This is a genomic window from Burkholderia sp. BC1 (assembly GCF_052683555.1).
This window is the reverse complement of record NZ_JBQYLP010000052.1, coordinates 13,363-25,275: the sequence shown is the minus strand read 5'-3', so window position 1 is coordinate 25,275 and position 11,913 is coordinate 13,363. Positions and strand designations below refer to the sequence as shown.

Annotated in this window: 11 protein-coding genes; 4 read left to right on the top strand and 7 right to left on the bottom strand. The window is 68.0% G+C overall.

Annotated features, from left to right (window positions below):
- Window positions 1–124 precede the first annotated feature (124 nt).
- The 3 genes from alr to ACSHSS_RS22285 all read left to right on the top strand — a co-directional run bounded on the left by alr (window position 125) and on the right by ACSHSS_RS22285 (window position 2,986).
- Entirely contained in the window at window positions 125–1,195 is a 1,071-nt protein-coding gene (gene alr, locus ACSHSS_RS22295) for an alanine racemase (RefSeq protein ID WP_006402626.1), read from the top strand.
- 10 nt (window positions 1,196–1,205) lie between these two features.
- On the top strand, window positions 1,206–2,582 hold the full coding sequence (radA, locus tag ACSHSS_RS22290; protein WP_006402627.1) for a DNA repair protein RadA: 1,377 nt from the start codon (window positions 1,206–1,208) through the stop codon (window positions 2,580–2,582).
- A 137-nt stretch (window positions 2,583–2,719) separates the two neighbouring features.
- Window positions 2,720–2,986, top strand: coding sequence for a DUF2866 domain-containing protein (locus ACSHSS_RS22285; RefSeq protein WP_006402628.1), 267 nt, complete (start codon window positions 2,720–2,722; stop codon window positions 2,984–2,986).
- 47 nt (window positions 2,987–3,033) lie between these two features.
- Here the strand turns inward: ACSHSS_RS22285 and ACSHSS_RS22280 are convergent, their stop codons facing one another.
- Entirely contained in the window at window positions 3,034–4,965 is a 1,932-nt protein-coding gene (locus tag ACSHSS_RS22280; RefSeq protein ID WP_217104805.1) for an ATP-binding cassette domain-containing protein, read from the bottom strand.
- A gap of 135 nt (window positions 4,966–5,100) precedes the next feature.
- Between ACSHSS_RS22280 and ACSHSS_RS22275 the strand changes: the two genes are divergently transcribed.
- Window positions 5,101–5,580, top strand: a complete 480-nt coding sequence (locus ACSHSS_RS22275; protein WP_006402630.1) for a glutathione peroxidase — start codon at window positions 5,101–5,103, stop codon at window positions 5,578–5,580.
- 39 nt (window positions 5,581–5,619) lie between these two features.
- On the opposite strand, the gene cls is transcribed toward ACSHSS_RS22275, so the two are convergent.
- From cls to dapC, 6 genes are all read right to left on the bottom strand, one after another.
- Window positions 5,620–7,059, bottom strand: coding sequence for a cardiolipin synthase (gene cls / locus ACSHSS_RS22270; protein WP_445545552.1), 1,440 nt, complete (start codon window positions 7,057–7,059; stop codon window positions 5,620–5,622).
- Between the two features lie 104 nt (window positions 7,060–7,163).
- Window positions 7,164–8,072 carry a 50S ribosomal protein L3 N(5)-glutamine methyltransferase gene (gene prmB / locus ACSHSS_RS22265; RefSeq protein ID WP_217261754.1) on the bottom strand — a complete coding sequence of 303 codons (909 nt, stop codon included), beginning with the start codon at window positions 8,070–8,072 and terminating at the stop codon, window positions 7,164–7,166.
- Between the two features lie 11 nt (window positions 8,073–8,083).
- On the bottom strand, window positions 8,084–9,223 hold the full coding sequence (dapE, locus tag ACSHSS_RS22260; RefSeq protein ID WP_006412849.1) for a succinyl-diaminopimelate desuccinylase: 1,140 nt from the start codon (window positions 9,221–9,223) through the stop codon (window positions 8,084–8,086).
- Window positions 9,224–9,300: 77 nt separating this feature from the next.
- Window positions 9,301–9,669 (bottom strand): ArsC family reductase, encoded by a 369-nt coding sequence (locus tag ACSHSS_RS22255; RefSeq protein WP_006402634.1) that lies wholly within the window; start codon window positions 9,667–9,669, stop codon window positions 9,301–9,303.
- A complete protein-coding gene (gene dapD, locus ACSHSS_RS22250; RefSeq protein WP_006402635.1) occupies window positions 9,669–10,496 on the bottom strand; it encodes a 2,3,4,5-tetrahydropyridine-2,6-dicarboxylate N-succinyltransferase in 828 nt (275 codons plus the stop codon). Before dapD ends, ACSHSS_RS22255 begins: the two co-directional genes overlap by 1 nt.
- Before the next feature lie 45 nt (window positions 10,497–10,541).
- Window positions 10,542–11,774, bottom strand: coding sequence for a succinyldiaminopimelate transaminase (dapC, locus tag ACSHSS_RS22245; RefSeq protein WP_059783375.1), 1,233 nt, complete (start codon window positions 11,772–11,774; stop codon window positions 10,542–10,544).
- Between the last annotated feature and the right edge of the window lie 139 nt (window positions 11,775–11,913).

Sequence of the window (11,913 nt, the reverse complement as noted above, 5' to 3'; positions counted from 1 at the left end):
TATAACACGAAAATACGGCAGTTCGGACTAGCAAGATTCCCCGATCGTTCCGCAAATTGTCGGCTTCGGTGCTCAAAAGGCGCGGTAAGCTGATGATTCGCAAGCGTCTTTACGTAAATTTCCCATGCCGCGCCCGATCTCCGCCACCATCCACACCGCCGCTCTCGCGAACAATCTCTCCGTCGTCCGCCGCTATGCCGGCCCGTCCAAAGTCTGGGCGGTCGTCAAGGCCAATGCGTACGGCCACGGGCTCGCGCGCGTGTTCCCGGGCCTGCGCGGCACCGACGGCTTCGGCCTGCTCGATCTCGACGAAGCCGTGAAGCTGCGTGAGCTCGGCTGGGCGGGCCCGATCCTGCTGCTCGAGGGCTTCTTCCGCTCGACCGACATCGACGTCATCGACCGCTATAGCCTGACGACCACCGTGCACAACGACGAGCAGATGCGGATGCTGGAAACCGCGCGGCTGTCGAAGCCCGTCAACGTGCAGCTGAAGATGAACAGCGGCATGAACCGGCTCGGCTACGCGCCGGAGAAATACCGCGCCGCATGGGAGCGCGCCCGCGCGTGTCCGAGCATCGGGCAGATCACGTTGATGACCCATTTTTCGGATGCCGACAACGAGCGGGGCGTCGCCGAGCAGCTCGCGACTTTCGAGCGCGGCGCGGCGAACATCGCCGGTGCCCGCTGCCTCGCGAATTCCGCGGCCGTGCTATGGCATCCGGATACGCATTTCGACTGGGTGCGGCCCGGGATCGTGCTGTATGGCGCGTCGCCGTCGGGGCTGTCGTCCGATATCGCGGACACCGGGCTGAAGCCGGCGATGACGCTGTCGTCCGAGCTGATCGCGGTGCAGTCGATCGGCAAGGGGCAGGCGATCGGCTACGGCTCGACGTTCTCCGCGCCGGCGCCGATGCGGATCGGCGTCGTCGCATGCGGGTACGCGGACGGCTATCCGCGCGTCGCGCCCGAAGGCACGCCGGTGATCGTCGACGGCATCCGCACGCGCATTGTCGGGCGCGTTTCGATGGACATGATCACGGTCGACCTGACCCCGTGTCCGCAGGCCGGCGTCGGCGCGCGCGTCGAGCTGTGGGGCAATGCGCTGTCGATCGACGACGTCGCGCGCCATTGCGGGACGATCGGCTACGAGCTCATGTGCGCGGTCGCGGCCCGCGTGCCGGTGCGGGCGGAATAAGGGCGCGCGCGTGGCAAAACAGAAAACCGTCTATGTCTGCAGCGAGTGCGGCGGACAAACCCCGAAGTGGCAGGGGCAGTGCCCGTCGTGCCAGGCCTGGAATACGCTCGTCGAATCGGTCGCCGAATCGCCGACCGCCCATCGCTTCCAGTCGCTCGCGAAACGCGCGCCCGTCCAGCGCCTCGTCGACATCGAGGCGGCCGACGTGCCGCGCTTCTCGACCGGGATCGGCGAATTCGATCGCGTGCTCGGCGGCGGCCTCGTCGCGGGCGGCGTCGTGCTGATCGGCGGCGATCCGGGCATCGGCAAGTCGACGCTGCTGCTGCAGTCGCTCGCGGACATCGCGAGCGAGCGGCGCGCGCTCTATATCAGCGGCGAGGAATCGGCCGCGCAGATCGCGTTGCGCGCGCAACGGCTCGCGCTGCTCGAGGGCGCCGCGCCGGCCGCCGAGCTGAAGCTGCTGGCCGAGATCCAGCTCGAGAAGATCCAGGCCGCGATCGACGCGGAGCGGCCCGACGTCGCGGTGATCGACTCGATCCAGACCGTCTACTCGGAGGCGCTGACCTCCGCGCCGGGCTCGGTCGCGCAGGTGCGCGAGTGCGCGGCGCAGCTCACGCGCATCGCGAAACAGTCGGGCACCGCGATCATCATGGTCGGCCACGTGACGAAGGAGGGCAACCTCGCGGGCCCGCGCGTGCTCGAGCACATCGTCGACACGGTGCTGTACTTCGAAGGCGATACGCACTCGTCGTTCCGGCTCGTGCGCGCATTCAAGAACCGCTTCGGCGCCGTCAACGAACTCGGCGTGTTCGCGATGACCGAGCGCGGGCTGCGCGGCGTCGCGAACCCGTCCGCGCTGTTCCTGTCGCAGCACGAGCAAGTCGTGCCCGGCTCGTGCGTGCTCGTCACGCAGGAGGGCACGCGCCCGCTGCTCGTCGAAATCCAGGCGCTCGTCGATACCGCGCACGTGCCGAATCCGCGCCGGCTCGCGGTCGGCCTCGAGCAGAACCGGCTCGCGATGCTGCTCGCCGTGCTGCACCGGCATGCGGGCATCGCGTGTTTCGATCAGGACGTGTTCCTGAACGCGGTGGGCGGCGTGAAGATCGCCGAGCCCGCGGCCGATCTCGCGGTGCTGCTCGCGATTCACTCGTCGATGCGCAACAAGGCGTTGCCGAAGGGGCTGATCGTCTTCGGCGAAGTCGGCCTGGCCGGTGAGATCCGCCCGTCGCCGCGCGGGCAGGAGCGCTTGCGCGAGGCCGCGAAGCTCGGCTTCACGACCGCGCTGATTCCGAAGGCGAATGCGCCCAAGCAGGCGATCGAAGGGCTGAACGTGATGGCGGTCGAGCGGCTCGAGCAGGCGATCGACCGCGTGCGCGGCCTCGAATGAGCGCGCAGCCGAGCGGCAGGGCGCGCGATCTGTCGCGTAATTCACTGTAAAGAATATGTAGGCCGCGGTAACCTGCCGGACACGACTTTTTCCTATCCTTTGCCGGATTGTCGAACCGTGCAATGCGAAGGGAACCTATGTTGAAACGGTATGGGGATGCGCCCGGCGGACGTCTTTACAACCTGCGCGGCTGCCGCGTATCCGAACCGATTCGCCAGCCCTGGGGCGGCGGATGCCGGATCGTCGAATGGATCGACGACGAAGGGCGTCTCGCGCGCCGCGTCGTGTCGGAGGATGTGACCGAAGCGGAGGTCGTCGCGGCGATCCGCCGGCCGACCGAAGGGCGCCGGCATCTGATGGACGACGACGAGCAGCTGCCGCGCGATACGCTGCCGCGGCGCTGAACCGGCGCTGAATCGGCGCTGCGTGGCCGCCGGCCGGCGTGCCGCCCTCAGCCGATCTGCTCGAGTTCTTCCTGCGCGGCGAGCCAGTCCGCCTCGATCGCTTCGAGCCGCGCGTTGACGTCGCCGAGCTTGCGGATCGCATCGGTCAGTTCGGCCTTGCGCGCGGCCTCGTAGCTCGCCGGATCGGCGACGAACGCATCGAGGCGCGCCTTCTCCGCGTGCAGCGTCTCCATTTCCTTCTCGAGCTTCGTGATGCGCGTCTGCAGCGGCTTCTTCAGTTGCGACAGACGCTGCCGCTCCTCGGCCGCCTGGCGCTTCTGGTCCTTGCGGTTCACGGCCGGCGCCGCGCCCGATGCGGCGGCACCTTCCGCCTTCGCGGCCGCGCGCTGCTCGGCCGCATGCTGGAGCAGCCAGTCGCGGTAATCGTCGAGATCGCCGTCGAACGGCTGCAGCCGGTGCTTCGCGACGAGCATGAACTGGTCGGTCGTCGCGCGCAGCAGGTGCCGATCGTGCGAGACGAGAATCAGCGTGCCTTCGAACTGCGCGAGCGCCATCGTCAGCGCATGACGCGTCTCGAGATCGAGGTGGTTCGTCGGTTCGTCGAGCAGCAGCAGGTTCGGCTTCTGCCAGATGATCAGCGCGAGCGCGAGACGCGCCTTCTCGCCGCCCGAGAACGGGCCGACCGCGCTCGTCGCCATGTCGCCCGAGAAGTTGAAGCCGCCGAGGAAGTCGCGCAGTTCCTGCTCGCGCGTGTCGGGCGCGAGCCGCGCCAGATGCGCGAGCGGCGAATCGTCCTCGCGCAGCGTCTCGAGCTGGTGCTGCGCGAAATAGCCGATCGTCAGCCCCTTGCCTTCGCGCACGTGCCCGGACAGCGGCGCGAGCGTGCCGGCCAGCGTCTTGATCAGCGTCGACTTGCCCTGGCCGTTCGCGCCGAGCAGGCCGATGCGCTGCCCGTTCTGGATCGACAGCGTCACGCGCTCGACGATCGGAGTCTCGGTGCCGTCGTCCGCACGGTAGCCGCAGCGCACGTCTTCCATCACCATCATCGGGTTCGGCGCCGCATCCGGCGTGCGGAACTCGAACGCGAACGGCGACGCGACGTGCGCGGGCGCGATCAGCTCCATCTTCTCGAGCGCCTTCATCCGGCTTTGCGCCTGGCGCGCCTTGGTCGCCTTCGCCTTGAAGCGGTCGATGAAGCTCTGCAGGTGCGCGACCGTCTTCTGCTGCTTCTCGTACGCGCTCTGCTGCAGCGCGAGCTGCTGAGCGCGCAACACTTCGAATTGCGAGTAGTTGCCGCCGTAGCGCTTGATCTGCCGGTTCTCGAGATGCAGCGTGACGTTGCAGATCGAGTCGAGGAATTCGCGATCGTGCGAGATCACGATCAGCGTGCCGGGGTAGCGGTGCAGCCAGTCTTCGAGCCAGACGATCGCGTCGAGATCGAGGTGGTTGGTCGGCTCGTCGAGCAGCAGCAGATCGGACCGGCACATCAGCGCCTGCGCGAGATTCAGCCGCATCCGCCAGCCGCCCGAGAAGCTCGCGACCGGCTCGCGCGTTTGCGCGAGCGTGAAGCCGAGGCCGAGCAGCAGCGCTTCCGCGCGCGCGGGCGCGGTGTAGCCGTCGGCGTCCGCGAACGCGGCGTGCGCTTCGGCTTCGGCCGCGCCGTCATGGGCGGCCGAGGCAGCGGCGATGCGCGCCTCGATCTCGCGCAGCGCGGCGTCGCCGTCGAGCGTGTAGTCGAGCGCGGAGCGATCGACGGCGGGCGTTTCCTGCGACACGTGCGCGATCCGCCACGACGGCGGCATCGAGAAATCGCCGGCGTCGGCGTGCAGCTCGCCGCGCAGGACCGCGAACAGCGTCGACTTGCCGGCGCCGTTCGCGCCGATCAGGCCGGCTTTCTCGCCGGGATTGAGCACGAACGAGGCCGAGTCGAACAGCGGCTTGGTGCCGCGCGCAAGGCTGAACTGATTGAAACGGATCACGGCGGAAATGACTGGCCAAAACCGCTATTCTAGACTGCGCACCGTTCGCGCACGCATCGGCCGTCCGGCCAATGTCGCGACGGCCCGATTTGCCGTAGCATTCACGTCGATCCGGTTTCGTCAAAGGAGTGCCCGATGTCTTCCCTGTATACATTCAGCGCCGACACGCTGGCCGGCGTGCCGAGCACGCTCGATGTCTATCGCGGCAAGGTGCTCCTGATCGTCAATACCGCGAGCGAGTGCGGTTTCACGCCGCAGTACGCGGGGCTGCAGAAGCTGTACGAACGCTACGCGGCGCGCGGCTTTTTCGTGCTCGGCTTTCCATGCAACCAGTTCGGCAAGCAGGAGCCGGGCGACGCCGAGCAGATCGGCGCCTTCTGCGAGCGCAATTACGGCGTCACGTTTCCGATATTCGCGAAGATCGACGTGAAGGGTCCGAACGCGCATCCGCTGTATCGCTACCTGACCGACGAGTCGCCCGGCATCTTCGGCCTGAAGGCGATCAAGTGGAACTTCACGAAATTCCTGATCGACCGCGACGGGCGCATCGTGAAGCGCTACGCGCCGTCGACGAAGCCCGAGGACATCGCCGCGGATATCGAAAAGCTGCTCTGACGCGCGGCGCGGGCCCGCATCGGGCACGCGGGCCGGCGGCTACAGGATCGGCGCGAACAGCCGCGCGACGTGCATCGCGATGCGCCGCCATGCGGGCGACTGCCGGTACTCGTTCGTATCGACCTCGTAGGACTGCGCGAAGTCCGCGGCGAGCATCGCGGCCACTTCATCGGCGAACGCGCGATCGATCGTCAGCACCATGATCTCGAAGTTCAGCCGGAACGAGCGGTTGTCGAGATTCGCGCTGCCGATCGCCGCGGCGACGCGGTCGATCAGCACGACCTTCTGATGCAGGAATCCCGGCCGGTAGCGGAACACCTTGACGCCTGCATCGACGAGGTCGCGCGCGTACAGCTTCGACGCCTCGAACACGACGTAGTGATCGCGGCGGCTGGGGATCAGGATGCGCACGTCGACGCCGCGCATCACCGCGAGCTTCAGCGCCGCGACGACGGCCTCGTCGGGTACGAGGTACGGCGTGGTGATCCAGACGCGCTCGCGCGCCGCGTTGATCGCCTCGACGAAGAACAGCGAGCCGGTTTCCTGCTTGTCGGCCGGCCCCATCGGCACCGCGAGACAGTGCATGTCGTCGTCCGGCATCGCGGCCGGCGGCGCGGCGAGCGACGGCAGCGTCTGTGTCGCCCAGTGCCAGTCTTCGGCGAACACGTACTGGATGCTCGCGACGGCCGGCCCGCGTATCTCGATGTGCGTGTCGCGCCACGGCGACAGGCGCGGGTTGCCGCCGAGATATTCGACGCCGACGTTGTGTCCGCCGACGAACGCGCGAGTGCCGTCGACGACGACGATCTTGCGGTGATTGCGGAAGTTGAGCTGGAAGCGGTTGACGAACTTGCGATGTGTCGCAAACGGATGGACTTCGACGCCGCCGCGCCGCAGCGCGTCGACGTAGCTGCGCGGCAGGTCGAAGCTGCCGATGCTGTCGTACAGCAGATAGCAGCGCACGCCGGCCGCCGCGCGCGCGAGCAGGGCGTCGCGCAGCATCTGGCCGAGCGCATCGTCGCGCACGATGAAGAACTGGACGATCACGTAATCGCGCGCGGCGTCGATCGCCGAGAGAATCGCCGCGAAGGTTGCGTCGCCGTTCACGAGCGTGCGCACCGAATTGCCGCCGACGAACGGCATGCCGCCGAGCCGCCTGAGCGCGAGCACTGCGGCCTGGCCGAGCGCATCGGCCGCCGGCCGGTCGCCCGCGTTCGCGTCGAGCCACGGCGCGCGCGGTGTGTGCGTGCGCAACGCTTCGGTTTCGTGGCGGCGCGCGTCGACGTAGCCGGAGAACTTGCTGCGGCCGAGAAACAGATAGGGGATCAGCGTGAGGTACGGCATCGCGGCGAGCGAGACCGCCCATGCGATGGCGCCTTGTGACGTCCGCGTGTTCAGGATCGCGTGGAAGGCCGCGACGATCCCGAGCACGTGGATGGCCAGGATCAGTGTGCCGAGGTGTAGCCAGTCGAGGGTCATGGGCGCGTGACGGACTCCTGAAGTCGTGCGGCGCGGCGGCCGCGTACGCGCATCTTACCCAAGGGGGCGGCGCAGCGGGTTGCCGCGCCGCCTGCATCGCCGGTTCAGCCCTTGCGGGGGAGGTCCGCCGCCTGGATCAGGAACACGTTGTCGTCGCCCGCGCTGGTCGGCAGCCACGTGAGCTCTAGCCCGCCGAACGCCGCTTCGACATGCTCGCGTTCGTTGCCGATCTCGACGACCAGCACGCCGTCGTCGTGCAGCCAGTTGTGCGCCTCGGCGACGATACGCCGCACGATGTCCATGCCGTCGTCGCCGCCCGCGAGCGCCATCTCGGGCTCATGGCGGTATTCGGGCGGCAGCTTCGCCATCGAGGCCGCGTTGACATACGGCGGGTTCGTCAGGATCACGTCGTAGCGCGCGTCGGGCTGCGCGCGGAATGCCGGCAGCGGCGCATACAGATCGCCACGGTGCAGCGTGATCCGGTCTTCGAGGCCGTAGTCGCGCACGTTGATCTGCGCGACTTCGAGCGCATCGGCCGACAGATCGACCGCGTCGATTTCGGCGTTCGGGAACGCGCTCGCCGCGAGGATCGCGAGGCAGCCCGAGCCCGTGCAGAGCTCGAGCACCGCGCCGACCTGCTCGGGATCGGCGACGTATGGCTGCAGCCCGTCGTCGAGCAGCTCGCCGATGAACGAACGCGGCACGATCACGCGCTCGTCGACGTAGAAGCGGTGGCCGTGCATCCACGCTTCGCGCGTCAAATAGGCGGCCGGCACGCGCTCGGCCGCGCGTCGCTCGATCACCGCGAGCACGGCCGCGATTTCGTCGGGCAGCAGCCGCGCGTCGAGGAACGGTTCGAGCGTGTCGAGCGGCAGGTCGAGCGTATGCAGCACGAGATACGCGGCTTCGTCATAGGCGTTGTCCGAGCCGTGACCGAATGCGAGCTTCGCCTTCGAGAAGCGCGTCACGGCGTAGCGCAGCAGGTCGCGAACGGTGGCAAAAGGGGTCGTCATGCGAGGCTCCGTCAGGCGATCAGTTGTTCAAGCACGCGGCGGTACACGTTCTTCAGCGGCTCGACGAAGCGCACCTCGATATGCTCGTCGATCTTGTGGATGCTGCCGTTCGGCGGACCGAACTCGATCACCTGCGGGCAGATGCGCGCGATGAAGCGGCCGTCGGACGTGCCGCCCGTCGTCGACAGCTCGGTCGTGAGGCCCGTCTCCGCGCGGATCGCGTGCTCGAGCGCATTCGACAGCTCGCCGCGCGGCGTGAGAAACGGCAGGCCGCTCACCGTCCACTTCAGCGTGTAGTCGAGCTGGTGCTTGTCGAGGATCGCGTGCACGCGTGCCTGCAGGCCTTCGACGGTGCTCGCGGTCGAGAAGCGGAAGTTGAACAGCAGATCCGCGTGGCCGGGGATCACGTTCGTCGCGCCTGTGCCGGCACGCAGGTTCGACACCTGCCAGGTGGTCGGCGGGAAGTACTCGTTGCCTTCGTCCCACTGCTCGGCGGCGAGTTCGGCGAGCGCCGGCGCGAGCAGGTGGATCGGGTTCTTCGCGAGATGCGGATACGCGATGTGGCCTTGCACGCCCTTGACGATCAGCTCGCCGGACATCGAGCCGCGGCGCCCGTTCTTCACGACGTCGCCGAGCTCGGCGGTCGACGTCGGCTCGCCGACGATGCAGTAGTCGAGACGCTCGCCGCGCGATTCGAGCAGTTCGACGACCTTCACGGTGCCGTCGGTGGCCGGGCCTTCTTCGTCGCTCGTGATCAGGAACGCGATCGCGCCGCGGTGGTCGGGGTGCGCGGCGACGAATTCCTCGGCGGCGACGACGAACGCCGCGAGCGAGGTCTTCATGTCGGCGGCGCCGCGGCCGTACAGCTTGCCGTCGCGATGGGCGGGGACGAACGGCGGCGACGTCCATTGCTCGAGCGGACCGGTCGGCACGACGTCGGTGTGGCCCGCGAACGCGAGCAGCTTGCCGTCGCGGCCGTCGGTGCCGCGCTTGACGGCCCACAGGTTGGTCACGCCGTGCGACGCGACGGTCTCGCAATCGAAACCGAGCGCGGCGAGGCGCTCGGTCATGATCTGCTGGCAATGCTGGTCGTCGGGCGTGACGGAGGCGCGCGCGATCAGTTGTTCGGTAAGGGCTAGGGTGGCGGACATGGTTCGGACCACTTTCGATAAAAAATGCCGGCGCGGTGGCCGGCAGCGATGAGACGTCGCGCGCTGCGCCGGCGGCGCTAGGCGGCGAACAGCGCCGCGTATTGGTCGGCCGCGAAGCCGACCGATTTCACGCGGCCGTCGACGACCAGCACCGGCCGCTTGATGACCGACGGCTTGTGGATCATCAGCGCGACGGCGCCGGCCTGCGTGTCGGCGGCGGCCTTCATGGCGTCGTCGAGCGCGCGCCAGGTCGTGCCGCGCTTGTTGACGAGCGTGTCGAGCGGCACGTCCTTCAGCCAGTCCTCGATCAGCGGCGCGCTGACGCCGGCTTTCTTGAAGTCGTGGAATTCGAACGCGACGCCGTGTTCGTCGAGCCACACGCGGGCTTTCTTCACGGTGTCGCAGTTCGGAATGCCGTAGACGACCACGGTGCGCGGCCTGGCCATCAGTCGCCTCGCAGCAGCTCGTTCAGGCCGACCTTCGCGCGCGTCTTCGCGTCGACCTTCTTCACGATCACGGCGCAGTAGAGGCTGTGCGAGCCGTCCTTCGACGGCAGGTTGCCCGCGACGACGACCGAGCCGGCCGGAATGCGGCCGTAGCTGATTTCGCCCGTCTCGCGATCGTAGATCTTCGTGCTCTGGCCGAGATACACGCCCATCGAGATCACCGAGTTCTCCTCGACGATCACGCCTTCGACGACTTCCGAGCGTGCGCCGATGAAACAGTTGTCCTCGATGATGACCGGGTTCGCCTGCAGCGGCTCGAGCACGCCCCCGATGCCGACGCCGCCCGACAGGTGCACGTTCTTGCCGATCTGCGCGCACGAGCCGACGGTCGCCCACGTATCGACCATCGTGCCTTCGTCGACGTATGCGCCGATGTTCGTGTACGACGGCATCAGCACGACGTTCTTCGCGATGAACGAGCCGCGGCGCGCGATGGCCGGCGGTACGACGCGGAAGCCGCCCGCGGCGAAATCCTCGGCCGTGTAGTTCGCGAACTTCGACGGCACCTTGTCGTAGAACTGCGAATAGCCGCCGGCCGGCATCGGCGCGTTGTCCTCCAGGCGGAACGACAGCAGCACGGCTTTCTTCAGCCACTGGTGCACGGTCCAGTTGCCGTCGATTTTCTCGGCGACGCGCAGCGCACCTTTGTCGAGTTGCTCGATCGCATGAGCGACGGCCTCGCGGACTTCGGCGGGCGCGGCCTTCGGCGACAGCTCCGCACGGTTTTCCCAGGCGTTATCGATGATTTGCTGAAGTTGTTGCGACATGTTCGTTTTCGCAGGAGATGGATGGAATTGATCGGGATGGACGTCTTACTGCGCGATGCCGCGGCAGAAATCGACGATGCGTTGCGCGCCCTCGACGCATTCGGGGGTGCCCGCGACGAGCGCGATCCGGATGAAATCGCGGCCCGGGTTCGTGCCGTGCGCGTCGCGCGCGAGGTACGAGCCGGGCAGAACCGTCACATTATAGTCGGCGTACAGGCGGCGGGCGAACTCGGTGTCCGACAGGCCGGTGCGCGCGACGTTCGCCCACAGATAGAACGCGGCGTCCGGCAGCTTCACGTCGAGCACGTCGGCGAGCATCGGCGTCACGGTGCTGAACTTCTGCAGGTACAGCGCGCGGTTCTCGCGCACGTGCGCCTCGTCGTTCCACGCGGCGATGCTCGCGTGCTGCCACACGGGCGACAGCGCGGCGCCGTGGTACGTGCGGTACAGCAGGAATTTCTTCAGCAGCGCGGCATCGCCCGCGACGAAGCCCGAGCGCATGCCGGGCACGTTCGAGCGCTTCGACAGGCTCGACAGCATCACGAGCCGCTCGAAGCCGCGGCCGAGGCGGTGCGCGGCCTCGAGGCCGCCGAGCGGCGGCGTCGCTTCGTCGAAATAGATTTCCGAATAGCACTCGTCGGACGCGATCACGAAGCCGTGGCGATCGGACAGCGCGAACAGCTCGCGCCAGTCGTCGAGCGTCAGCACGGCGCCGGTCGGGTTGCCCGGCGAGCAGACGTAGAGCAGCTGCGTGCGCGCCCAGACGTCGTCCGGCACGGCCGCGTAGTCGCAGGCGAAGTTGCGTGCCGGATCGCTGTTCGCGAAATAGGGCTCGGCGCCGGCCAGCAGCGCCGCACCTTCGTAAATTTGATAGAACGGATTCGGACAGAGTACGATCGCTTTCTGCCCGCTTTCGGCCGGGCGGCTGTCGATCACCGTCTGCGCGAGCGAGAACAGCGCCTCGCGCGAGCCCGAGACCGGCAGCACCTGCGTCGCCGCGTCGACGGCCGGCAGCCCGTAGCGGCGCTCGAGCCAGCGCGCGATCGACGTGCGCAGCGCGTCCGAGCCGGCCGTCGCCGGATAGGCGGCGAGGCCGTCGAGCGCGGCCACGGCCGCGTCGCGGATCAGCGCGGGCGTCGGGTGCTTGGGCTCGCCGATGCCGAAGCTGATCGGTTTGAGGCCGGCAGGGGGCGTCACGTCCTTGAACAGGGCGCGCAGCTTTTCGAAGGGATAGGGCTGGAGCGAGTCGAGTCGAGGGTTCACGGGCGAAGCGGCCATCGCGGCCGGTTGGAGCGAAAGGAGCGGCGGCGCGCCGCGGCGGCGAACGGGCGCCGGCGGCGCGCGTCGCAACGGACGATTATAGCGTGACGAAATCCGGTCACGGGCGGCCCGCGGGGCGGCCCGGCGGTACGAACGA

Excerpts from the sequence above, each read along its gene's own strand:
- alr (WP_006402626.1), top strand. The coding sequence starts at position 125 with ATGCCGCGCCCGATCTCCGCCACCATCCACACCGCCGCTCTCGCGAAC.
- ACSHSS_RS22285 (WP_006402628.1), top strand. The coding sequence starts at position 2,720 with ATGTTGAAACGGTATGGGGATGCGCCCGGCGGACGTCTTTACAACCTG.
- ACSHSS_RS22275 (WP_006402630.1), top strand. The coding sequence starts at position 5,101 with ATGTCTTCCCTGTATACATTCAGCGCCGACACGCTGGCCGGCGTGCCG.
- cls (WP_445545552.1), bottom strand. The coding sequence starts at position 7,059 with ATGACCCTCGACTGGCTACACCTCGGCACACTGATCCTGGCCATCCAC.
- prmB (WP_217261754.1), bottom strand. The coding sequence starts at position 8,072 with ATGACGACCCCTTTTGCCACCGTTCGCGACCTGCTGCGCTACGCCGTG.
- dapE (WP_006412849.1), bottom strand. The coding sequence starts at position 9,223 with ATGTCCGCCACCCTAGCCCTTACCGAACAACTGATCGCGCGCGCCTCC.
- ACSHSS_RS22255 (WP_006402634.1), bottom strand. The coding sequence starts at position 9,669 with ATGGCCAGGCCGCGCACCGTGGTCGTCTACGGCATTCCGAACTGCGAC.
- dapD (WP_006402635.1), bottom strand. The coding sequence starts at position 10,496 with ATGTCGCAACAACTTCAGCAAATCATCGATAACGCCTGGGAAAACCGT.
- dapC (WP_059783375.1), bottom strand. The coding sequence starts at position 11,774 with ATGGCCGCTTCGCCCGTGAACCCTCGACTCGACTCGCTCCAGCCCTAT.